At 68.7% G+C, this 23,087-nt stretch carries 21 protein-coding genes; 13 read left to right on the forward strand and 8 right to left on the reverse strand.

Going from position 1 to position 23,087, the window contains the following annotated elements; translation table 11 throughout:
- Positions 1–330: 330 nt before the first annotated feature.
- On the forward strand, positions 331–708 hold the full coding sequence (locus tag DID99_RS01090; protein WP_124665874.1) for a nuclear transport factor 2 family protein: 378 nt from the start codon (positions 331–333) through the stop codon (positions 706–708).
- Between the two features lie 21 nt (positions 709–729).
- Here DID99_RS01090 and DID99_RS01095 read toward each other — a convergent pair whose 3' ends face one another.
- Positions 730–1,668 (reverse strand): AraC family transcriptional regulator, encoded by a 939-nt coding sequence (locus DID99_RS01095; RefSeq protein WP_124665875.1) that lies wholly within the window; start codon positions 1,666–1,668, stop codon positions 730–732.
- A 219-nt stretch (positions 1,669–1,887) separates the two neighbouring features.
- On the opposite strand from DID99_RS01095, the gene DID99_RS01100 reads away from it, so the two are divergent.
- Complete coding sequence (locus DID99_RS01100; protein WP_409362689.1) at positions 1,888–3,195, forward strand: cytochrome P450; 1,308 nt, start codon at positions 1,888–1,890, stop codon at positions 3,193–3,195.
- 18 nt (positions 3,196–3,213) lie between these two features.
- Here the strand turns inward: DID99_RS01100 and DID99_RS01105 are convergent, their stop codons facing one another.
- On the reverse strand, positions 3,214–4,014 hold the full coding sequence (locus DID99_RS01105) for a helix-turn-helix transcriptional regulator (protein ID WP_124665877.1): 801 nt from the start codon (positions 4,012–4,014) through the stop codon (positions 3,214–3,216).
- 132 nt (positions 4,015–4,146) lie between these two features.
- Here DID99_RS01105 and DID99_RS01110 point away from each other — a divergent pair, with 132 nt between their 5' ends.
- On the forward strand, positions 4,147–5,553 hold the full coding sequence (locus DID99_RS01110; protein ID WP_044843045.1) for an APC family permease: 1,407 nt from the start codon (positions 4,147–4,149) through the stop codon (positions 5,551–5,553).
- Between the two features lie 47 nt (positions 5,554–5,600).
- Positions 5,601–6,710, forward strand: coding sequence for a P1 family peptidase (locus DID99_RS01115; protein WP_124484888.1), 1,110 nt, complete (start codon positions 5,601–5,603; stop codon positions 6,708–6,710).
- A gap of 147 nt (positions 6,711–6,857) precedes the next feature.
- Here the strand turns inward: DID99_RS01115 and DID99_RS01120 are convergent, their stop codons facing one another.
- Positions 6,858–7,070: a hypothetical protein gene (locus DID99_RS01120; protein ID WP_044843047.1), complete on the reverse strand. Its 213-nt coding sequence runs from the start codon at positions 7,068–7,070 to the stop codon at positions 6,858–6,860.
- Positions 7,071–7,228: 158 nt separating this feature from the next.
- Positions 7,229–9,412 carry an FUSC family protein gene (locus DID99_RS01125; protein ID WP_124665878.1) on the reverse strand — a complete coding sequence of 728 codons (2,184 nt, stop codon included), beginning with the start codon at positions 9,410–9,412 and terminating at the stop codon, positions 7,229–7,231.
- A gap of 191 nt (positions 9,413–9,603) precedes the next feature.
- Between DID99_RS01125 and DID99_RS01130 the strand changes: the two genes are divergently transcribed.
- Positions 9,604–10,551: a LysR family transcriptional regulator gene (locus DID99_RS01130; RefSeq protein ID WP_124484886.1), complete on the forward strand. Its 948-nt coding sequence runs from the start codon at positions 9,604–9,606 to the stop codon at positions 10,549–10,551.
- Positions 10,552–10,700: 149 nt separating this feature from the next.
- Here the strand turns inward: DID99_RS01130 and DID99_RS01135 are convergent, their stop codons facing one another.
- Entirely contained in the window at positions 10,701–11,003 is a 303-nt protein-coding gene (locus DID99_RS01135; protein ID WP_124484885.1) for a DUF4148 domain-containing protein, read from the reverse strand.
- A 223-nt stretch (positions 11,004–11,226) separates the two neighbouring features.
- Positions 11,227–12,378: a porin gene (locus DID99_RS01140; protein WP_044843051.1), complete on the reverse strand. Its 1,152-nt coding sequence runs from the start codon at positions 12,376–12,378 to the stop codon at positions 11,227–11,229.
- A 309-nt stretch (positions 12,379–12,687) separates the two neighbouring features.
- Here DID99_RS01140 and DID99_RS01145 point away from each other — a divergent pair, with 309 nt between their 5' ends.
- From DID99_RS01145 to DID99_RS01155, 3 genes are all read left to right on the forward strand, one after another.
- Complete coding sequence (locus DID99_RS01145) at positions 12,688–13,152, forward strand: VOC family protein (protein WP_124484884.1); 465 nt, start codon at positions 12,688–12,690, stop codon at positions 13,150–13,152.
- Between the two features lie 75 nt (positions 13,153–13,227).
- Complete coding sequence (gene codA / locus DID99_RS01150; RefSeq protein WP_124665879.1) at positions 13,228–14,469, forward strand: cytosine deaminase; 1,242 nt, start codon at positions 13,228–13,230, stop codon at positions 14,467–14,469.
- A gap of 188 nt (positions 14,470–14,657) precedes the next feature.
- Positions 14,658–15,992: a chloride channel protein gene (locus DID99_RS01155; protein ID WP_124665880.1), complete on the forward strand. Its 1,335-nt coding sequence runs from the start codon at positions 14,658–14,660 to the stop codon at positions 15,990–15,992.
- 203 nt (positions 15,993–16,195) lie between these two features.
- On the opposite strand, the gene DID99_RS01165 is transcribed toward DID99_RS01155, so the two are convergent.
- On the reverse strand, positions 16,196–16,987 hold the full coding sequence (locus DID99_RS01165) for an IclR family transcriptional regulator (RefSeq protein ID WP_059700324.1): 792 nt from the start codon (positions 16,985–16,987) through the stop codon (positions 16,196–16,198).
- Positions 16,988–17,147: 160 nt separating this feature from the next.
- Here DID99_RS01165 and DID99_RS01170 point away from each other — a divergent pair, with 160 nt between their 5' ends.
- The 5 genes from DID99_RS01170 (at position 17,148) to DID99_RS01190 (ending at position 21,539) form a co-directional block, all read left to right on the forward strand.
- On the forward strand, positions 17,148–17,924 hold the full coding sequence (locus tag DID99_RS01170; RefSeq protein WP_059690034.1) for an ABC transporter substrate-binding protein: 777 nt from the start codon (positions 17,148–17,150) through the stop codon (positions 17,922–17,924).
- Between the two features lie 88 nt (positions 17,925–18,012).
- The gene (locus DID99_RS01175) at positions 18,013–18,669 is read left to right on the forward strand and encodes an amino acid ABC transporter permease (protein WP_124665882.1); all 657 of its coding nucleotides are present in this window, start codon (positions 18,013–18,015) and stop codon (positions 18,667–18,669) included.
- Complete coding sequence (locus DID99_RS01180; RefSeq protein ID WP_124665883.1) at positions 18,666–19,421, forward strand: amino acid ABC transporter ATP-binding protein; 756 nt, start codon at positions 18,666–18,668, stop codon at positions 19,419–19,421. The genes DID99_RS01175 and DID99_RS01180 overlap by 4 nt, the downstream gene beginning before the upstream one ends.
- Entirely contained in the window at positions 19,418–20,728 is a 1,311-nt protein-coding gene (locus tag DID99_RS01185) for an FAD-binding oxidoreductase (RefSeq protein WP_124665884.1), read from the forward strand. The genes DID99_RS01180 and DID99_RS01185 overlap by 4 nt, the downstream gene beginning before the upstream one ends.
- A gap of 79 nt (positions 20,729–20,807) precedes the next feature.
- The gene (locus DID99_RS01190) at positions 20,808–21,539 is read left to right on the forward strand and encodes a class I SAM-dependent methyltransferase (RefSeq protein ID WP_124665885.1); all 732 of its coding nucleotides are present in this window, start codon (positions 20,808–20,810) and stop codon (positions 21,537–21,539) included.
- Positions 21,540–21,563: 24 nt separating this feature from the next.
- Here the strand turns inward: DID99_RS01190 and DID99_RS01195 are convergent, their stop codons facing one another.
- Entirely contained in the window at positions 21,564–22,982 is a 1,419-nt protein-coding gene (locus DID99_RS01195; RefSeq protein WP_124665886.1) for a cytochrome-c peroxidase, read from the reverse strand.
- Positions 22,983–23,087 lie beyond the last annotated feature (105 nt).

Raw genomic sequence — 23,087 nt, forward strand, 5'->3', positions numbered from 1 at the left:
TGCCGATTGCGCCGCCGACGCCGCCGACGGCCGCCGAAGCGGACGGGTGCGGCCGGCACGCTGCCGGACATCATGCCCGCGCGTGCGAAAACGGGCAACCGCGGCAGCGGCGGCATCGGCTGCCCGCGGCAGAATGCGGCAGAACGAGCGGTGCGTCGCATGCGGACCGGCCGGTGCGGGTTTTCGCGAATGGCATCGAGCCGGGCGGGCGCGCTCATCCGTGAACGCAGGATGGGCCGCGCTCGCGCCTGCCGCCCGCCTGCGTTTCATCGATACCTCGGGGCGACGCGTGCCGTCGCGTCGCCCCGGCTCTTTGCGGAGGTAATGACGATGCCAGAGGACCCCGGTGAGGTTGCGCGCGCCAGCTATCGCGCGTATGTCGACAAGGACCGCGATGCGATCGAAGCGCTGATCGCGCCGGACTTCCATTTCACGAGCCCGCTCGACAACCGGCTCGATCGCGACGCGTATCTCGCGCGCTGCTGGCCGAACAGCGCGATGCTCGCCGGTTTCGAGTTCGTCGACGTCGCCGTGCACGGCGAATACGTGTTCGTCGTGTACGAAGCCGCGACGACCGCCGGCAGGCGGTTCCGGAATGCGGAGCGGTTGCGGGTCCGCGACGGCCGGATCGTCGAGGCCGAGGTGTATTTCGGCTGGTACGTGCCGCATCAGGCGCCCGATGGCGCGTTCATCGAATCGGGCGGTTGACGCGCGACGTGCAGCGGCACGTCACACCCAGAGCCGGTACATCCAGAACGATTCGTCCTCGGCGAAGCGCCGCACGAACTCGGTTGGCGAGAAGCCCGTGATGCGCCGCGTCGCGCGGCTCAGGTGCGCCTGGTCGGCGAATCCTTCGTCCAGCGCGAGCGCGGCCCAGTCTACCGGTTGTCCGGCGTCCTGCCGGTCGCGCGCGGCGAAGAACACGCCTTCGGTGCGCACCAGCATTTGCCAGTCGCGCAACGAGCGCCCGCTGTACGCCTTGATGCGCCGTTCCACCTGGCGCGGGCTGTGGGTGTGCCGCCATTCGCGCGCGATCGACGCGAGACGCCCGACCCAGCTGCGCCCGGCATCGCGGAGCGACCACAGCGGCGACACGCTGCCGCGCAGCGCATGCCAGCGCGGCGCGAGGTGTCGGTCGAGCGCGGCGAGCGCGTCGTCGTCGTGCTCGGCAGCGGCGAGCGCATCGAGCAGCGGCCGCCAGCTGTCGTCGAGGCATGCATGTGCGTCGACGAAGGTGTCGTGGATCGCCGGCAGCGCGACGCCGAACAGCGCGCGCGCAGCATCGGCATGCAGGCAGACGATGCCGCCTTGTCCGCCCGTCGGCGCCCAGCTCGCGACCGGCATCGACTGGCTGCCCGACAGCGTCGCCGATGCGCCGAACGGCCGCCATACGGGGCCGTCGTCCGTGCACCGGACGAGCCCGACGTCGAAGCCGCGATACCACGACAGGCAGACGATCGGCGACGCGGGGAAATGCGTGAGCCGCTGCGCGTCGCTCAACGCGAAGCCGCGCGTGTCGCGGCAGACGATCGCGACGACCGCGCCTCGCAGCGCGGCCGGCGGCGGATACAGCCGCGTGGGCGGCGACCGGCCGTCGCACCGCACGCGCGGCGCACGCGCGTGCGGATCGGGACATGGTGACGGATTCGGAGACGGACCGGAGGGCATGACGCCGGAGTATAGGGACCGGCGCCGCACGTGTCGATGTCGTTTGCGTTCAAGACTGGCAGCGCGTCGATCCGGACAATCCGGAGCATGAACCCACGATCCTCTTCCCGATGCCCGTTTCATGCGGACGCCGCTGATGCGTCGCCCGTGCTTCACCCGCCCGGCGTATGGCCGCCGGGGCCGCGTGCCGGCCTGACGGGTTGGCCGCTGCTGCGCGCGATGTCGCGCGACCTGACCGGCGCGCTCGCAGGCTGGCAGCGTGCGCATGGCGACGTCGTGCACCTGCGCATGTGGCCCGAACATGCGGTGGTCGTGACCGATCCCGCGCTCGTGCGCGAGCTGCTGGTCACGCATCACGATGCGTTCGTGCGCTGGGAGCGCGGCATTCGCGTGTTCTCGCGGGTTCACGGGCACAGCGTGCTGGTCGCCGAGGGCGACGCATGGCGCGACAAGCGGCACGCGTTGCAGGCGAACTTCGCGCCGAAACCGGTGCAGGCGTTCGTGCCGTCGATCGCCGCGACAGCCGGTCGTGCGCTCGCGCAGTGGCCCGCGTGCGACGCGCACTGGCCGGTCGAGAGCGCGCTGACGTCGCTGGCGATGGACGTGATCATGCGCACGATGTTCTCGGATTCGATCGGCGCACACGCGCGCGTTGCCGAAGAGGCCGTGCGCACGGTCAGCGCGGCGGCGAACGCGGAGTTCTACCAGCCGGCCAGCGCGCCGGACTGGATGCCGTGGAAGCGCGGCAAGGCGCGGGCGCTGGCGGTGCTGAACGGACTGATCGACCGGCAACTGCATGCGCGTCTCGACATGCCGGAGCACGGCTGGCCGGACGACCTGCTGTCGCGCCTGTTGCGGCTGCACCGTGCCGACGGGTACGCATGGCCGCTGCGGGCCGTGCACGACGAGTGCATGACGGCATTCCTGGCCGGCCACGAGACGGCCGCGGCCACGCTGACCTGGTGGGTGTGGAACATGGCCGCGAATCCGGCCGCGCAGGCCGCCGCGCGCGACGAGGTCGTGCGCGTGCTGGGCGGCCGTGCGCCGACCGCCGACACGCGCCCCGCGTTGCGCTACCTGACGCAGACGCTCGAGGAAACGATGCGCCTGTATCCGGCGGCACCGATCCTGATCAGCCGTCGCGCATTGCGGCCGGTCGCGCTGGGCGCATGGCGGTTTCCGGCGCGGACGCTGTTCATGCTGCCGATTCAGCTGATGCATCACGATGCACGATGGTTTCCGGAGCCGCGGGCCTTCCGGCCCGAGCGCTTCGCCGACGACGCGCCGGCGATTCCGCGCGGCGCATACCTGCCGTTCGGCACGGGGCCGCGCGTGTGCCTCGGGCAGCATCTGGCGATGACGGAGATGACGGTGGTGGCGGCGATGATCCTGCAGCGCCATGAATTGTCCGTGCCGCCCGGCATGGCGGCGCCGCGCGCGGCGCTGAACGTGACGTTGCGGCCCGAGCGCGCCCTGCACGTGGCGATCGCGCCGACCGGGCTGGCGGCGGACGTCGCATTGTCGTAACGCGGCGGCGTGTCGCGTTTACCCCGCCGCATCCTCCCCAAGCGCCTGGATGAACCGCGAAAACAGCTCCGGCTGCGACGAGATCCCGAGCTTCGCGTAAAGATGCCGCCGATGCACCTTCACCGTTTCCGGTGAAATCGCCAGCCGCTCGGCGATCGCCTTCGACGAATTGCCGCGCAGCACCATTCGCGCGATCGACATCTCGCGATCGGTCAGCACGCCCGCGCCGAAGCGCGCGAGCGCCTGCTCGACGCGCGCGCCGAGATCGTCGTCGGGTGTCACGCGCGCGGCGTCGCCCACCAGCCGCCAGTGCTGCCGGATCGTCGCGAGCACCCACGGCATCGCGGCCGTCAGCTTGCCGAGCGGTTCGACGTCGAAGCGCGCGGCCGCGCCGAGCGACAACGACAGCAGCAGGTCGGGGTTCGGCCGCAGCAGGATCTGGATTTCATCGTCGCCGACCGCATGGCGGAAGTAGTTCAGGAAATACTCGCTCTGCCGGAACAGGTCGGGCGCGACCTCCTCGAGCCGGTAGCAGCCGTCGGCGAGCCCGTCGTGCGCGGCCTGCAGGAACGGATCGAGCAGATATAACCCGTTGAGGTAAAGCGGCACGGGCGATGCGCTGTCGGCGCCGCCCGTGTCGTATTCGTCGAGGACGAGCGGCACGCCGTCGCGGCCGATCGCGGTCGCGAGCGCGTTGTCGAACGGCACCATTTCGTTGAGCAGCAGCACCAGGAAACGCCAGAAGCGCGGCTGGCCGAGATGATCGATCGCGCGGCCGAGCGCCTGGTGCATCGCGATTTCGGAGAAGAGTCGATCCATATCACCACCGAAGGGTGTAACACGAAGGGGGAATAGCGGTCCTGAAATTGGCTTCCTAGACTGCCACGCAATCAATCGGGCCCGAGTATGGGTGTTCAAAAAAGCGCAGGACAGAAGCAACAGGAGAACGAAATGGCGATGATGTCGGAATCGACGGGCACGCTGCAAGCGACGCCTGCCACGGAAGGCGCGCCGCGCGCGTTGTCGCAGACGCTCAGCGTGCGCGACGCGGTGATGATCACCGTGTCGGGCGTGACGCCCGCCAGCTCGATCTTCGTGATCGCGCCGTTCGCGATCCAGCAGGCCGGCAGCGGCGCGGTGCTGTCGTTCCTGCTCGGCGGCGTGCTCGCGCTCGCGTTCGCGCTCTGCTACGCGGAGCTCAGCGCCGCGCACCGCAGCGCGGGCGGCGAATACGTGATGGCCAAACGCGTGTTCGGCACGCTGCCCGGCTATCTGACCTTCATCACGGTGCTGTCCGTCAGCGTGTTCATTCCCGCGGTGCTCGCAAGCGGTGCCGCGCCCTACCTGAACAACGCGCTCGGCACGCACTTCAGCAACCAGTCGGTCGCGTTGACGATCGTGTTGCTCAGCTACGTGCTCGGCATGCTGAACATCAAGACGAACGCATGGATCACCGGCGCGTTTCTCGTCGTCGAGATCGGCGTGCTGATGCTGATTGCGGGGCTCGGCTTCGGCTCGCCGCATCGCGGCGCGGACGCACTGGTCGCGCCGGTCGTCGCGAGCGGCAATGCGCTGGTGCCGGCCACGCTCGCGGCGATCGTGCCCGCGATCGGCACGGCGATCTTCTGCTACAACGGCTTCGGCTCCGCCGCCTATCTCGCGGAAGACCTGCGCGGCGGCAACCGCAACGTCGCGAAAGCGGTGATCTATTCGCTGCTGGTGATCCTCGTCGTCGAACTGATTCCGCTCACCGCAATCGTGCTCGGCGCGCCGTCGCTGACGGAACTGACGAAGAGCGCAGACCCGATCGGCTATGTCGTGCGCTCGCTGAGCAACCCGGCGGTGTCGCGCGCGGTCAGCGGCGGGATCTTCCTGTCGGTATTCAACGCGATCATCGCGATCGTGATCACGATGGGGCGCCTGCTGTACAGCAGCGGCCGCCATGCGCTCTGGTCGCGCACCTGCAACCGCGCGTTCTCGACGATCCATCCGCGCTTCGAATCGCCGTGGCTCGCGACGCTCGCGCTCGCCGTGCCGTCGTCGGGGCTGGTGTTCGTGTCGAGTCTCGACGAGCTGACCGCGTTCACGGTCGACCTGCTGCTGCTGATCTACCTGGTCGTCGGGCTGGCCGCGCTCGCGAGCCGGCTCGTGCGCCGCGACGTCGAGCATCATTACCGGATGCCGCTGTGGCCCGTGACGCCGCTCGTCGCGGTCGCGGGTGCCGCATACACGCTCTACACGACGCTGGCGACGGCGACCAAGCCGACCGACCTGATCATCATCGGCGCTCTGCTGGTGGCCGCGCTCGCGATGTATGCGGTCTGGGCCCGCCACAGCGATGCGTTCCGCTCGCTCTGAACCACCCGACACACACTGAACCATTGAAAGACTGGAGGAATTGCATCATGCGCACGAGGGATCTCGGCATCCGCATCGGACTCGGCACGCCGGGCCGCTTCAACGCGATCACGGACGTACCGGGCGTGCGGGTCGGACATTGCACGCTGAACGTCGAGAACGGCGATGCATCGATCCGCACCGGCGTGACCGTGATCGAGCCGCGCGCGGGTGCCGCGCACGATTCGCCGTGCTTCGCGGGCGTCCATGTGCTGAACGGCAACGGCGACGCGACCGGGCTCGAATGGATCCGCGAAGCCGGCCTGCTGACGACGCCGATCGCCTATACGAACACGCACAGCGTCGGCGCGGTGCGCGATGCGCTGGTCGCGAACGAACGCGAGGCGGCGGCCGGCCGCGTGTACTGGTGCATGCCAGTCGTGATGGAAACCTACGACGGCCTGCTCAACGACATCTGGGGGCAGCACGTGCGCGCCGAGCACGTGCTGCGCGCGCTGGCCGCCGCACAGTCGGGGCCGGTCGCCGAAGGCGGCGTCGGCGGCGGCACCGGCATGATCTGCCACGAGTTCAAGGGCGGCATCGGCACCGCGTCGCGGGTGGTGACGGCCGACGCGGGCGGCTGGACCGTCGGCGCGCTCGTGCAGGCGAACTACGGCGTGCGCGAGATGCTGCGCGTGGCCGGTTATCCGGTCGGCGACGTGCTGCGGCACGTGCCTTCGCCGTTTCGCGCGCCCGACGGGCAGGGCGAGGCCGGGATGGGTTCGATCGTCGTCACGATCGCGACCGACGCGCCGCTGCTGCCGCATCAATGCACGCGCCTCGCGCAGCGTGCGAGCGTCGGGCTGGCACGCGTCGGCGGCGGCACCGAGGATTCGAGCGGCGACATCTTCCTTGCGTTCGCAACGGGGAACGACGGCTTGCCCGCCGCGAACTACGGCAGCAAGGGCGCGCCGACGACGGCCGTGAAGATGGTGAACAACGACCACATCTCCGCACTGTTCGTCGCCGCGGCGGAAGCGGTGGAGGAAGCGATCGTGAATGCGCTGGTCGCGGGGAGCGACGTCGAGTCGCGCGGCGCGCGGGTCGAAGGGCTGGGGCAGGCGCGCTTGCTGGATGCGTTGCGCGAAGTGGGGTGGCGGCCGGTGCGCGGCGCCTGAAACGGCATGCGCCGCTTCAATCGAAGCGGCGTGGCGGGCAGTGTCGTTGCGGCGATCGGCCGGCTCGTCGTGCACGCGCGCAGGCGATACGTGCGATACGTGCGATGTGCGCGCGGCGAGCCCGGCCGTGACGACGCGGCGTCATGCTCAGCTGCCGAAGTAGACGTTGCAGAAGCTGACGGGGCCCACGCATGCGTTCGGGTCTTCCTGCTTCGATTGCGCACGATCGACGCGGCCCGAGGCCTGGACGGCTTCGGCGCGGTTCGCCGGTTGTTGCGCGACGTCGGCCGGCGCGCTCTGGGCGTGCGCGACGGCGGCGGTGAGCGACAGGGCAACGAGGGCGAGGTGCAGCGGCTTCATTTCGGTTTCTCCTGGGTCAGTGCCAGTCTCGCTGGCAGTGAGGAAACTATAGGCTCGCACTGCCTGTAAATTAATCACCGCGGGTGCAGAGCTTATTTCCAATCGGAACAAGGGTGACGTTGCGTACGCATCGATCTCCCGCCGACCCTCGTCGGCGCTCAATGACGATGGCGGTTGAACGGCGCATCCTTGTCCAGCAGCGCGCTGCGAATGAAGTGCAGGCAGCCGACGATGCGCTGCATGCGGTGGCGTTCATCGGGCACCGCGTACCATGCGTGCAGCGTGTGCTGTGCGGCGCGAATCGACAGGTTCACCGATTTGAGCGTGCGCGCATGATGGCCCGGCGTCGGATCGTCGAAGAAGCGCGGCAGCTCGTGCAGCACCGCGTCGACCGAGGCGGTCCAGCGCAGCGTCTGCGGCGGTTTCGATTCGCAGAACCCGTGCAGCTCGTCGCGCAGGTCGATCACCGCATGGCCGACTTCGAGCGTCGACAGCATCCAGCGCAGTGCGTCGCGATGTTGTCGCGTGCGCTTGACGAGCAGCGTGCGCAGCTGCGCCATCAGGTCGTGCGTGCTCGACTGGAAGCGCGCGGCGAGCCCGTCGCGCGCGCCTTCGCACGCGAACGTGACCTGGCGGCGCAGGTCGTGCGCGATCCGCGACGTGAGCCACGGCATGTGGGTCGGAAACACCACGGCGAACACGATCGAGCATGCCAGCATCGCGACGACGACGGCGAAGCCGTTGTTGATCAGCACCTCGGGCGTATACGCGATCGCGTTGTCGGGGCCCGCGAGCAGGCAGAAGAACACCGCGAAGCCGATGCCGTAACCTGACAGGCCCGGGCGCATCGCGAGGAACGCGCCGAGGCCGAGCACCGGCGCGAGTGCCGCGCACAGCAGCGGAAAACCGTCGATGTTCGGATAGACGTAACAGAGGAACACGTAGCCGACGGCCGTCGCGAACGCCGCGCCGACGCCCATCTGCGCGACGAACTTCGGTGCGCGCGGCGACGTCGAGCTCAGCGCGCACGCGATCGCGGTCGCGATCACGGCGAGCGAGCCGCTCGGCCATTCGGACGCGAGCCAGAACGCGCTCATCGCGCCGACGGCGACGAGCGTGCGCAGGAACGCGAAGCCGACGAAGAACGAATTGGTCTTCACCGCGTAGTGCGTGACCGAGCGTTCGAACGCGTGATCGTCGCGATCGAGCGATGCGTTGGTGTCGGCGTAGCCGAGATACTCGCCGATGAAGCGATACATCAGCTCGATCGCGGTGTCGAAGTCGAGCAGGCCGCCGGCCGCGTGATCCTCGATCGCGCGACGCGACGCGCGCGCGGCCTTCGGCAACGCGGCGTGAAAGCGGCGCAGTTCGAGCAGTGCGCCGGTGGTCGACGTGATGCCGCGCTGCCGCTCGTCGCGCAATGCGGTGATCCGCTGCGCGAGCGCATCGATGTGCGGCGCGAGTGCGTCGAGCACCGCGTCCGACCGGTTCGCGCGCAGGCGTTTGACGAGCTGGTGCAGCGCATGCAGGCGCGTGCACGCATTCATGAACTCGCTGTTGAGCCGCGCGAGCCGGCGGCTGCGAGCGCGAATGTGCGGATCCTCGAACGACGCGAACGCGCGGTTGGCCTCGAACCCGACGATCTCGTCGACGAAATCGGCGAAGCGCCGCTCGAAGTCGCCGCGCGCGAGGTCGCCCGACAGCGCGCCGGCCGCGAACGCCGCGAACTTCACATGACGCGCGCTCAGCGAGCGCATCAGCGCTTTCGCGGAACTGAGCGGCAGGATCAGCGCGCTGACCGCGCCGGAGCATGCGATGCCGAGCGCGACTTCCGCGGCGCGCGTGAGCGCGGACGGGAACAGCGTCTGCGGCGTCATCACCGCGGGCAGGCCGATCAGCGCGGCGGTGTAGCCGGCGAGCACGAACCCGTACCAGCGGAAATGGCGGTTGCGCACCGCGAGCGCGATGCAGCCGCCGACCCACAGCGTGATGCCGGCCATGTACAGCTCAGGCTGCTGCGCGAACAGCCCGCCGAGCGCGAGCGCGGCGACGAGGCCGGCCGCCGTGCCGAGCATGCGGTAGAAGCTCTTAGCGAACACCATCCCCGACAGCGGCTGCATCAGCACGAACACGGTCGTCATCGCCGTGCGCGGCTGCGACATCTCGAGCCGCATCGCGATCCCCATCGCGAGCAGCGCGGCGAGCACGGTCTTGGCGAGGTGCAGCCAGATCAGCCCGTCGGTCGCGGCCCAGTCGCGCGCGGCGCCGCCGAGCGGATCGAGCCAGGTTCTCCATCGGGCCGGTTCGATGGAAGGTCGCTCGATCGCAGGTTGTGGCTTCATGAAAAAAAGCGGGGCGCGTGCGGTGCCGCGGCGCGTCCGGACGGGTCCGTTCGACTGGTGAGGCGCCGATTGTAGGAGTGCGGCGCGCGGGCATTAACGCAGCTACGGGGAAACGATAGTTGCAGGCCGCGTAACAATCTGTCGCACCCGCTGGAGGAAAATAGCGGCTCCGCTACAGGTGGCTCACAGGAATGGATACCCTACAAAACATGCGGGTGTTTACGCGCGTCGTCGAGACGGGCAGTTTCACCGCGGCCGCGCAATCGCTGAATTCGACGACGGGCGCGATGTCGCGCGCGGTGTCGGAACTCGAGGCGCGTCTGCGCACCCGTCTGATGAATCGCTCGACGCGCCGCCTCGCGCTGACGTCGGCTGGCGAAAGCTATCTGCGGCGCTGCCGCCAGATTCTTGCCGACGTCGATCGCGCCGAGGAGGAGGCGAGCTGCGCGCACGAACGGCCGGCCGGCGTGCTGCGCATGCACAGCTTCGCGAGCGTCGGCCATCACTACGTGATGCCCGCGCTCACGCGCTATCACACGCAATATCCGGACGTGTCGATCGAGCTGTCGCTGTCGCAGCGCATGCCCGACCTGTTCGACGGCACGAGCGACATGGCGGTCGTGACCGCATCGTCGCTGCCCGATTCGGAGCTCGTGTCGCACCTGCTCGGCTCGACCTTCAGCATCCTGTGCGCGTCGCCCGAGTACGTGAAGCGCCACGGCGCGCCGGCCCGCCCGCAGGATCTCGGCGCGCACGCGTGCCTGACACTTTGCACGCCGGCGTTCCCGACCCACGAATGGGTGCTCGAAGGCGCCGACGGCATCGAGCAGATCCATGTCACCGGGCCGGTGCAGACCAATACGGCCGAGTCGCTTGCGCTCGCGATCCGCGACGGTATCGGGATCGGCATGCTGCCGCTGTATGCGGCGATCGACGCGCTGCAGGACGGTACGCTCGTGCGCGTGCTGCCCGGGCACATCCTGCAGAAGATGAACGTGTATGCGCTGTATCCGTCGCGCCGCTTCATCGACGCGAAGGTGCGCACCTGGGTCGAGATGCTGCGTGCGCAGGTGCCGGGGATGATCGCCCGCGACGTCGAGATGCTGAACGCGATCGACCGCGAGCCGCAGGCTGCCTGATCAGGCAGCCCGAGCGCGAATCCAGGACGAGATGGCCGCGTGCCGGACGGCACGCTGTCCGGCCGCATCCATCGTGACGAACCGGTTCGCGCGATTTCCGCCGTGCCCGCGGGACGCATGTCACGCGGGTGCGGCGTTGCTGCGTGTCTTCACAGCGCGGGCTTTGCCGCCACGCCCGATTCCGTTGCGCCCGCACCGGCCGGGCCATATGCGCGTTGCGCGGCCTTGTGCTCGGCGAGCCGTTTTGCTGCCAGGCGTTCCTGCGCGGCCATGATGTCGTCCGGATAGTTGCCGGCGTCGCCGAGCGACGGGTTGTAGCCGACCGATTCGAGGTCGTAGAGCTCCTGCAGCACCTGTGCGCGCGTGACGGGCGCCTTGGCGGACTGAGCGAACGACAGGGCCGGTGCGGCAAGCAGGACGGCAGCGGCGGCGGTAACGACGAGCGATTTCACGATGTTCTCCAGTAGACGGGGTGTGAGGCCGGTCCGGTGATCGACGCGCGATCCGAACCGTCGATGCCAGTCTATGCAGCCCACGCGCGCACAAAAACCCCGATTCCGGGCAGGCAGCTTTCCAGATGGAACAACATTGGTGCAGGTCGCCCACAGCGCGCGAACCCGTCCGCCAGGACAGGGTCCTGGCGGACGGGCGCCGGGCGCTCACGCGGCGCGGAACTCAGAACCGCGTGCGCATGCCGATCGTGCCGACGATCTGGTTCGCGGTGCTCGAGGCGCCGCCCGACGTGTTGATGAAGGCCTGGTAGCCGCGGCCCGACGCGTGCTGGTACATCGCTTCCGCGTACAGGTCGGTGCGGCGCGACAGCTTGTACACGGCCTGCAGGTCGACCTGATGCCACTTCGGATCGGTGCCGTGCTTGCTGTCCGGGTTCGACACGCTGGCGTCCGTGTACACGTAGGCCGCGCCGAGACTGACGGCCGGCGTCACCGCATAGCGCACGTTCACGTCGTAGTTGTTGAACGCGACCTGGCCGGTGGAACCGAACGAGCCCGAGTTGTCGTACTGCGAGCGCGTATAGACGAAGCCGACCGTCGCCGGACCGAACACGTAGCTGACACCGCCGCCGTACGAGCGCATGCGGTCCGCGCCCACCGACCAGCCGCCCTGGCTCACGCTCTTCGCTTCGGCTACGTCGGTCGCGCCCGGGCTTGCGCTCGTCGAGCCCTTCGTGCCGTTCATCTGCAGGTACGCGCCGGCCAGCTTCAGCGGGCCGTTCGTGTAGCTTGCCGCGACGCTGTACGCGCGGTTGCCGGCGAAGTTCGTCGAGTTCGAGAAACCGTACAGCGCGCCGACCTTGAAGCCCGCGATCGTGTCGCTCGTGTACTTCACCGCGTTGTTGATGCGCACCGAGTGGTTCAGGTTGTCGTTGTCGAACGGATGCGCGAAGCCGGTATCGCCGAAGTCGCCGGCCGTCGCGGACAGCGGCGCGACGAAGTCGACCATCGTGTCGTACTGGCGGCCGAGCGTCAGCGTGCCGTAGCCGCTGCTGGTCAGGCCGACATACGCGTGGCGGCCGAACAGCTTGCCGTCCTGCCCGAGCGCGCCGTTGTTCACGTTGAAGCCGTTCTCCAGGACGAACAGCGCCTTCAGGCCGCCGCCGAGATCTTCCGTGCCGCGCAGGCCGAAGCGGCTGCCGTTGACCGTGCCGGAGGTCATGCGCCACAGCGATGCGCCGCCGGCGTTGTTGGTGTACGCGATGCCGGCGTCGATCAGGCCGTACAGCGTGACCGAGCTCTGGGCGTGCGCGAGCGGGGCGAAGAGTGCGGCGGCGGATGCGGCGGCAATCAGGGTTTTGTTCGTTTTGTGCATGTAACAGCTCCTGCGTGTGGGACGGGTGACCAAAGTTCGGCGCAAGTGTAGGGGCGGGGTCGCGCGATTCCGGCCGCAGGCGCGCGAGTACACCGTTGCGAGTTGCGCAAGAGTGCGTCACACGGCGTTCACAAATCGGCCCGGAGGCCGGACGGCGTGCGTTTTCGCCGACGGCGCGACGCGAGCGGTCGGGCGGCCGCGCATGCCGTGTCGCGCATTGACAACACGCACGTCGCCGGCGCGGGAGTTGATCGCCGCGCCGCGCGCGTGGAGAATGGGCAGACCATTGCCGAGATCCGGAGCCCCCCGATGACCACGCCGCGCCGTCCTTCCTTGAGTGCCGCGCTGTGCTACCGCGACCCGAAAGCCGCGCTCGCGTGGCTCGAACGCGCATTCGGCTTCGAGCGCGCGCTGGTCGTCACCACGCCGGAAGGCGACATCGCGCATGCCGAAATGAGATTCGGCGACGGGCTCGTCATGATCGGCGGCGCGTGGGCCGACTTCATCGCGTCGCCGCAGGACACGGGCAACCGGAACACGCAGCACGTCCACGTGCATCTTCCCGACGACGCCGACATCGACGCGCACTGCGAACGCGCACGTGCGGCCGGCGCGGAGATCCTGCAGGCGCCGGCCGACCAGTTCTACGGCGATCGCATGTATCGCGCGCGCGATCCCGGCCGGCATGTGTGGACGTTCGGCAAGCACGTGCGCGACGTGACGAACGACGAGATGAGCGCGGCGACCGGCCTGACGATCGAGGATTTCAAATAAGCGCGGCACGCATCGCAGGAGCCGGTTTTTCCCCACCACGCGGCGCGCTGACGCCGCATGACGCCTGGACCCACCATGAACCTCTTCAATGCACGCCTGCGCGGCCGCGACGGGCTGTTCACGATCGGCATCGACGGCGACCGGATCGCGCGGATCGACGCGCAAGCCGCGCCGGTCACATCGGTTGGCGCCGGCGATGTCGATGCGGGCGGCCGTCTCGCGATTGCCCCGCTCGTCGAACCGCATATCCATCTCGATGCGGTGCTCACGGCCGGCGAGCCGGCCTGGAACATGAGCGGCACGCTGTTCGAGGGCATCGAGCGCTGGTCCGAGCGCAAGGCGACGATCACGCACGAGGACACGAAGGCGCGCGCGCATGCGGCGATCGGCATGCTGCGCGATCACGGCATCCAGCACGTGCGCACCCATGTCGACGTCACCGATCCGACGCTGGCCGCGCTGAAGGCGATGCTCGAAGTGAAGGACGAGGCGCGCGGGCTGATCGACCTGCAGATCGTCGCGTTTCCGCAGGAAGGCATCGAGTCGTTCGACGGCGGCCGCGCGCTGATGGCGCAGGCGATCGAACTCGGCGCGGACGTCGTCGGCGGGATCCCGCATTTCGAGAACACGCGCGAGCAGGGCGTCAGCTCGATCCGCTTCCTGATGGAGCTGGCCGAGCGCACCGGCTGCCTCGTCGACGTGCACTGCGACGAGACCGACGATCCGCATTCGCGCTTTCTGGAAGTCCTCGCGGAAGAGGCGCGCGTGCGCGGCATGGGCGCGCGCGTGACCGCGAGCCACACGACCGCGATGGGCTCGTACGACAACGCGTATTGCTCGAAGCTGTTCCGGCTGCTGAAGCGCGCGGGCCTGAACTTCGTGTCGTGCCCGACCGAGAGCATTCATCTGCAGGGGCGCTTCGACACGTTTCCGAAGCGGCGCGGGCTCACGCGTGTCGCTGAACTCGATCGCGCGGGCCTGAACGTGTGCTTCGGACAGGATTCGATCAAGGATCCGTGGTATCCGCTCGGCAACGGCAACATCCTGCGCGTGCTCGACGCCGGCCTGCACATCTGCCACATGATGGGCTACCAGGACCTGCAGCGCTGCCTCGACTTCGTGACCGATCACAGCGCGACGACGATGCATCTCGGCGACGGCTACGGGATCGCGGTCGGGCGGCCGGCGAACCTGGTCGTGCTCGATGCCGACAGCGACTATGAAGCCGTGCGCCGGCAGGTGAAGGCCACGCTGTCGGTGCGCCACGGGAAGGTGATCATGCGGCGCGAGCCGGAGCGCGTCACGTATCCGGAGTGACGCGGCTGCCGCGACGGCGGCGCACGGCGGCACGCCCCGTCGGGAACTGCCGTCTTTCTTGTATGCGCTGAATGCATGAGTTGATCAGAAAAATACGTTTGTCTCATGAGAGATCGACGCCTACGATGCGGTCCTGACGGCGGCGTGCATGGTGCGCGCCGTCTTGTCGATCATCGTCCGCCGACCTCATGCGCCTCGATCTTCCGTCTGCTCCCGTGTCTTCCTCACCGTCCGCCAGTCCGTTCGCGCGGATGGCTGCCGTCACGATCCTGACCGGCGTCGGCGCGGGCGTCGGCGGGATGCTGCTCGCGCTGCTGCTGCACGCGATCCAGCACGTCGCGTACGACTACAGCCTCGCGCACGTGGTCGGCACCGAAAGCTTCCTTACCGGCGTGAGCCAGGCCGACCCGCTGCGCCGGCTCGCGGTGCTCGTCGTCTGCGGGCTGGTCGCGGGCGGCGGCTGGTGGGCGCTGTATCGCTATGGCCGGCCGCTCGTCAGCATCCGCCGTGCAGTGCGTGCCGCCGATCCGCGGATGCCGTTCGTCAGCACGACGGTGCACTCGCTGCTGCAGATCGTCACCGTTGCGCTCGGTTCGCCGCTCGGCCGCGAAGTCGCGCCGCGCGAGATCGGCTCGCTGCTGGCCGGGCAGTTCGCGCACCGCGCGGGGTTGACGCCCGCCGACTGCCGGCTGATGGTCGCGTGCGGCGCGGGTGCCGGGCTCGCGGCTGTCTACAACGTGCCGCTCGGCGGTGCGGTGTTCGTGCTCGAAGTGCTGCTCGGCACGTTCGAACTGCGCGCGCTGGTGGTCGCCGTCGTCACGTCGGCGATCGCGGCGGCCGTCGCATGGATCGGCCTCGGCAACGAACATCAGTACACGGTGCCTGCGTTCGTGCTGAGCACACCGCTCGTCGCGTGGTCGATCGTCTGCGGGCCGCTGTTCGGTTGCGCCGCGTACGGCTTCGTGCGGCTCACGAGCCGCGCACGGGCGGATGCGCCGAAGGGCCGGCTGCTGCCGGTGCTCGCGCTGGTCAACTTCGCGGTGATCGGCGTGCTGGCGATGCGCTTTCCGCAACTGCTCGGCAATGGCAAGGGGCCGGCTTCGATGGGCTTCGACGGCACGCTGACGATCGGGCTCGCGGCGACGCTGCTCGTGCTGAAGGTGGCGATCGAGGCGGGCAGCCTGCGCGCGGGGGCGGAGGGCGGGCTGCTGACGCCCGGTCTCGCGAACGGCGCGCTGCTCGGCGTCGTGCTCGGCGGGCTGTGGAGCCTCGTGTGGCCGGGCGCGTCGATCGGCGGATGCGCGCTGGTCGGCGCGACCGCGTTCCTCGCCGCGTCGATGCAGATGCCGATCACGGCCGTCGTGCTGCTGCTCGAATTCACGCGCGCGAATCACGACAGCCTGGTGCCGATGCTGCTGGCCGTGGCGGGCTCGCTGGTTGCGTACCGGTTCGCGCAGTGGGTGGTGGAGGGGCGGCTGGGGGCGGCCGCGGCCGTCGCCACGCCGGTGACGGCGACCCGGTAGCCCTCCTCGGCACAGGCTGCGGCTCCCGGGCTGCGCCGCTGAAGTGCATCGATCTATATCACGGCAAGGAACTGGACGCCGCGGCGAAGCAGCTCGTATTACGCCCGAACAGCACCTATCGGACCGAGCATTCGCCGAAGTCGCAGTAGCGATAAGACGCCGTTGCGCAATGCAACGGCGCGCCATATGCCGTTTCGCCGACGCTATTCAAGCGTCCGGATCGAATTGCTGATTCCGCGCGCGCAGTCGATCACCGCCGGCGCGAGCTTGCGGCGCGCATCGTCGAACGTCCAGCGGCTCGTCGGCGCGACCACGTGCACGGCCGCGACCGGCTGCCCCTGGCTGCCGAGCACGGGCGCGGCAATCGACATGTCCCCGATGAACAGTTCTTCCTGGTTGGTCGCGTAGCCTTCGCGCCGTGCACCGTCGAGCAATGCGACGAGCTCGTCGAGCGCCGTGACCGTACGCGGCGTATGCGGCGTACGCACCATGCCGTCGAGCCGCACACGCGCTTCCTGCGGCGGCAACGCGCTCAGGAATGCACGGCCGCTGCCGGTGCAGTACATCGGGATACGGCTGCCGATCGGCATGTGGATCGGCACGAACTTCGTCGATACGAAACGCGCGACGTAGACCATTTCGTCGTCGTCCGGCTCGGTGAGATTGGTGGTCTCGCCGGTCAGGTTCGTGAGCTCGGACAGGAACGGATTCGCGACGTCGATCAACGTATCGGCCGCGAGATAGTTGAAGCCGATCCGCATCACGTGCGGCGTGAGCTGGAAACGCCGCGTGACCGGATGCTTGCGGATGTAACCGAGCTGCTCGAGCGTATAGACCATTCGCTGCGCGGAGCTTTTCGTGATCCCTGCCGCGTCGGCCACTTCCGCCAGCGTCATCGTGCGCCGCTTCGCGCTGAACGCGCGCAGCACGTTGAGCCCTTTTTCCAGCGACTGATTGAACAGCAGATCGTTTGATTGATCGGGTGACGTTTCCATGGCGAGGGACGGGATTGATTCGATGTCACATCCTATCGTATCGACTATCGATACGCAAAAATCTTTTCGCGATATTTTTGATTCGTTTTAAGATCGGGTCATCGTCGCAGTGTCGATCAGCGGCCGGCCGACGCACCGGGTTAATCGAGAAGGAGACATCATGGTTTCGTTCATCAAGCGGTTCGGCGCACTGGCCGCCGGTTTCGCCACCTGTATCGCACTCTCGACGGCTTCGGCGAGCGCCGTTGCGGCCGAGCCCACGCTGAAGGTCGGCGCGACGGCCACCGGCGTGCCGTTCACGTTTCTCGACGTCAAGAGCAATTCGATCCAGGGGATGATGGTCGATGCGATCACCGCGGCCGGGAAGTCGGCCGGGTTTCGCGTCGACGTGCAGCAGACCGTGTTCTCGGCGCTGATCCCGTCGCTCACCACGCAGAAGATCGACATCATCTCGGCCGCGATGCTTAAGACGCCTGCGCGCCAGCAGGTCGTCGATTTCTCCGACACCGTCTACTCGTTCGGCGAAGGCCTGATCGTGAAGGCCGACGATCCGGGCCGCTATACGTCGATGGACGATTTCAACGGGCAGGTGGTCGGCGCGCAGGTCGGCACCGCGTTCGTCGATGCGCTCAACAAGAAGGGCATCTTCAAGGAAGTCCGGACCTATGATTCGATCGCCGACATCATGCGCGACGTCGCACTCGGGCGCATCAAGGCCGGCTTCGCCGACCAGCCGATCGTCGCTTACCAGATCGAGCACGGCGTCAATCGCCAGGTGCGGCTCGTGCCGGAATACCAGAGCGTGGTGAAGGGGCAGGTCTGCTTCATCGTGCGCAAAGGCGACAACGCGACGCTCGAACAGCTCAACGGCGCGATCCGCAAGATGAAGAGCGACGGCACGCTGCAGCAGATCCTGCAGAAGTGGCACATGAGCTGAGCATCGGCGCCCGATTCCCGTCCGGCATCGCCCGCGCGTCGCGGGCATCCACCGCGGCGCGCCGTTCGGGCGTCGCATAGGAGACCTCATGTTTTTTCAGAACGCGATCGATTTCCTGCCGATCCTGCTGAAGGGCGCGGTGATCACCGTCGAGATCACGGCATGCGCGTTCGTGCTCAGCTCGGTGCTCGGACTGATCCTCGCGCTGATGAAAGTGTCGCGCAACCGGGCGGTGTCGACGGCCGGCAGCACGATCGTCAACGTGATCCGCGGGCTGCCGATCATCGTGCAGCTGTTCTACATGTACTTCGTGCTGCCCGATCTCGGCGTGCAACTGTCGGCGTTCCAGGCCGGCGTGCTCGGCCTTGGCATCGCGTATTCGGCGTACCAGGCCGAGAACTTCCGCGCCGGCATCGAGGCGATCGATCGCGGCCAGATCGAAGCCGCGCACGCAATCGGCATGCGCGGCCCGATGATCATGCAGCGCGTGGTGCTGCCGCAGGCGTTCCGCATCGCGCTGCCGCCGTACGGCAATACGCTCGTGATGCTGCTGAAGGATTCATCGGTCGCGTCGACGATCACGGTCGCGGAAATCACGCGTGCCGGCCAGCTGATCGCGTCGTCGACGTTCCAGAACATGAGCGTCTACACGCTCGTCGCGCTGCTGTATCTCGCGCTCGGCCTGCCGCTGATGTTCGGCGTGAACCGGCTCGGCAAGCGGCTCGCACTGAGGAGGGGCGCATGATCAGGATCGAATCGATACACAAGCGGTTTCAGCAACACGCGGTGCTGAAGGGCGTGAGCCTCGACGTGCAGCAGGGTGAAGTCGTGTGCCTGATCGGGCCGTCCGGTTCCGGCAAGTCGACCGTGCTGCGCTGTATCAACGGTTTCGAGACCTACGACGAAGGGGCGATCACGATCGACGGCGTGAAGGTCGACGCACATTCGAAGCGCATCCACGAGCTCCGGATGCGCGTCGGCATGGTGTTCCAGCGCTTCAACCTGTTCGCGCACCGCACGGCGCTCGAGAACGTGATGGAAGGGCCGGTGCACGTGCGTCGCAGGCCGGCCGCGCAAGCGCGCGAGCAGGCCCGCGCGCTGCTCGACAAGGTCGGGCTCGCGCACCGGATGAATGCGTATCCGTCGGAGCTGTCGGGCGGCCAGCAGCAGCGCGTCGCGATCGCACGCGCGCTCGCGATGGAGCCGCAGGCGATCCTGTTCGACGAACCGACGTCGGCGCTCGACCCCGAACTCGTCGGCGAAGTGCTCGGCGTGATGCGGGGGCTCGCCCGCGACGGAATGACGATGGTGGTCGTCACGCACGAGATGGCGTTCGCACGCGAGGTGGCCGATCGCGTGTGCTTCCTGCACGACGGCACCATCTGCGAAAGCGGGCCGGCGCGCGCCGTGCTGACGCAGCCGACGCATCCCCGCACGCAGGAATTCCTGCGCCGCCTGCTGGCGTCGGACGGCGCCGACAACCCGGATCGAACATGAGTGCAACGAACGCGGCACCCGGATGGCCCGACTCGCCGTGGCCGGATTCGCTATGGGCGGCGACGGCCGCGCCGGCACCCGATACGCCCGCGCTCGACGCGTCCGTATCGTGCGACGTGGCGATCGTCGGCGCCGGTTTCACCGGCCTGTCGACCGCACTTCACCTGGCCGAGCGCGGCGTGAACGTTCGCGTGATCGACGGCGCGCAGCCGGGCTGGGGCGCGTCGGGCCGCAACGGCGGGCAGGTGATTCCCGGGCTGAAATACGACCCGGACGAACTGGTGCGCCGGTTCGGCGATTCGGCCGGCGAGCAGCTTGCCGGCATCGTCGGCGGCGCGGCCGACACCGTGTTCGACCTGATCGCGCGGCACGCGATCGACTGCGATGCGCGTCGCCACGGCTGGATCCAGCCGGCGCCGACCGCCGCGATGCTCGACACGGTCGCGCGCCGGGCGCAGCAATGGGCCGCGCGCGGTGCGCCGGTCGAGGTGCTCGGCCGCGACGACGTCGCGCGGCGGCTCGGCACGCATGCGTATGCGGGCGGCTGGATCGATCGCCGCGCGGGCAGCGTGCAGCCGCTCAGCTATACGCGCGGCCTGGTGCGCGCCGCGCAGGCGAGCGGGGCCGTCGTGCACGGCTCGACCCGCGCCGTCGGGCTGACACGCGTCGACGGCCGCTGGCGGATCGCGACGTCGGGCGGCGCGACGCTGTCCGCCCAGCGCGTCGTGATCGCGACCAACGGCTATACGGACGGGCTGTGGCCCGGCTTGCGCCAGTCGGTGATCGCCGCGAACAGTTTCATCGTCGCGACGGAACCGCTCGCGCCGGAGCTTGGTCGCGACATCCTCTCCGGCGGCGAGGTCGCATCGGATGCGCGGCGTCTGCTGCTGTACTTCCGCCGTGACGCCGCCGGGCGCCTGCTGATGGGCGGCCGCGGCCCGTTCGCCGAACCGCGTGCGCCGGGTGACTGGCGCCATCTCGAGCGCGCGACGACGCTGCTGTATCCGCAACTGAAGGGCGTCCGGTTCGAATACCGCTGGGCGGGGCGCGTCGCGATCACCGCGGATTTCCTGCCGCACGTGCACGAGCCCGCGCCGGGCGTGACGATCGCGCTCGGCTACAACGGTCGCGGTATCGCAATGGCGACGACGCTCGGTAAACATCTGGCCGCGCATCTGTCGGGCGATGCGCAACTGCCGCTGCCGTTCCGGGTCACGCAGATCCGGCCGATTCCATTGCACGGGCTGCAGCGCTTCTATATCGCGGCCGGGGTCGCGTGGTATCGGCTGCTCGACAGCCTGTCCTGACGCCGGTGCGAGGGCGGGTCGCCATCCATCGTCCGATCGGGCAGAATCGGCCTGCCGCCTTTCCACCGACGGACGCCGCATGACCGACCCGACCGAACCTCCCGCCCGCCGCGCTTACGCGAGCTTCGCGCAACGCTACGCGGACATCGCGCCGACCAAGGCGCACAACGCACTCTACGAGCGTCCGACAACGATGGCACTGCTCGGCGACGTCGACGGCCTGACGGTGCTCGACGCCGGCTGCGGGCCCGGCATCTGCAGCGCGCATCTCGCGCGCCACGGCGCGACCGTCCACGCATTCGACATCACGCCCGAGATGGTCGCGCTCGCGCAAACGCGCTGCGCAGGCCTCACGGTCGACGTCGTGGAGGGCGACCTGGAGGCGCCGCTCGCGTGGCTGCCCGACGCGTCGGTCGACAAGGTGCTGTGCTCGCTCGCGCTCGACTACGTGCGTGACCTCGCCCCGACGCTGCGTGAATTCAGACGCGTCGCACGGCCCGGCGGGACGCTCGTGTTCTCGATGGCGCACCCGATGCGCGACTGGATGGACGAGCGCACACGCGGGGACGCCACGTACTTCGATACGAGCCGTTTCGGCTTCCACTGGTCGGGTTTCGGCGAACCGAAGCCCTATGTCGAAGCGTGGCGCCGGCCGCTTGCCGACATCCTGAACGCGCTCGCCGACGCCGGCTGGCGGCTCGACCGGTTCGTCGAACCGAAGCCGCTGCCCGAGATGAAGGCCGTGACGGAGCGGCTCCATGCGGAGCTGTCGCTGGCGCCGGCGTTCCTCTGCATTCGCGCGCAGCGCTGACCAAAAGCGGCGGCGGGCCAGCCGTCAGCGTGCCGGCTCGTCGGTCAGCGTGCCGAGAAACGCTTCGATATCCTTGATGTCCTGCTCGGTCATCGCGGGCTGGTCGCCGGGCTTGCGGTCGAACGGCGCATCCGTCACGTCGACGTTCGCGCGGTACCTCGCCGGGATGTCGTCGTACACGTCGAGCTTGCCGTCCGCGCCGCGCGGATAGAACTTCTGCGGCGAGATGCTGCGCTCGTTGTAGAACGCCATCACCTGGTCGAGCGTATGGAACACGCCGTTGTGGAAGAACACATGGCGCGTCGCCGCGTTGCGCAGCGTCGGCGTGAGGAACATCGCGCAGTACTGCGTCTGGTCCTTCAGGTCCTCGCGGAACGGCCCGCACACGCCGAGATCGTAGAACGCCGGGTTGCGGTTCTGCGCGAGCGCCTTGTTGCGCGGCGCGCCGAGCGCCTCGTACTGGTAGTCGGTAAACATCGGCGGCAAGCCGTCCTTGCCGGGCTTCGACAGGTGGCAGCCCGCGCAATTCGCCTTGTCGGGATCGTTGAAGAGCTTCAGCCCGCGCAACTCGGCCTGCGTGAGGCGCGCGCGGCCTTCGAGCCAGCGATCGTACTTGCTGCTGTACGGATGGAACGACGGATCCTCGACCTGATAGCGCGCGATCGCGAACATCGCCTCCGACACCGCGAGCTGCGGCGTGGAGAACACGCGCGGCCCGAACAGCTGCTCGAACTGCGCGCGATGCGGCGACTGCGCGAGCTTGCGCGCGACGTCGTCGATGCTCGCGTTCGCCATCTCGACCGGATTCAGCAGCGGCCCGAACGCTTGCTGCTGCAACGTATCGGCGCGGCCGTCCCAGAACATCCCGCCTTGCGGCACGAGCTGCGGCGCGGCCGACGTGCCGGCCACCTTCTGCGCCTTGACTACGCCGGCCGCGGATGCCGCCTGCTGCGCGACGCTCGGCGCGGCGTCGTTTTCGCCGGCATCGGGGCCGATGCTGAAGTTCGGCTGACGATAAAGGTACATCAGCGACGGCGGCGGGCGGTAGCCCTGCTGCGTCATCGCGAGGCCGCCCGGCTGCACGTCGAGCCCGTTCGGCGGGCCGTACGCATGATCGGGGCTGTGGCACGACGCGCACGACTGCTTGCCGGATGCCGACAGCGACGGATCGGCGAACAGCGCGCGCCCGAGCTGCGCGACCGCCGACAGCGGCTGCGCGGCCGGGCGCTGCAGCACGACCGGATGCGGATTCGCACCCGTCCAGCCGGCGACGACGTCGCCGATCGCCGCCGGCGTGCGGGCCGGAAACGCGATCGCGAACGCGCCGTAACCGAGCACGGCCGCGCCGAGCGCGAACGCCGCGCGGCGCAGCATGCGGGCAGGGGAACGCGGCGCGGCGCCGCCGGATGCGTCGGGAGACGGGAACGCGGGACGAGCTGTCATGCTGTCGGTCGAAAATCGGGCACCGTGTGAAAGCGGCGCGTTAAACGGAAACGGCCGGCGCACGATGCGCCGGCCTGCTGTTGCCTGCTGCGACCGGTTACGCGA

It is taken from the genome of Burkholderia sp. Bp8986 (assembly GCF_003854225.1).
In the GTDB taxonomy this organism is placed as follows: domain Bacteria; phylum Pseudomonadota; class Gammaproteobacteria; order Burkholderiales; family Burkholderiaceae; genus Burkholderia.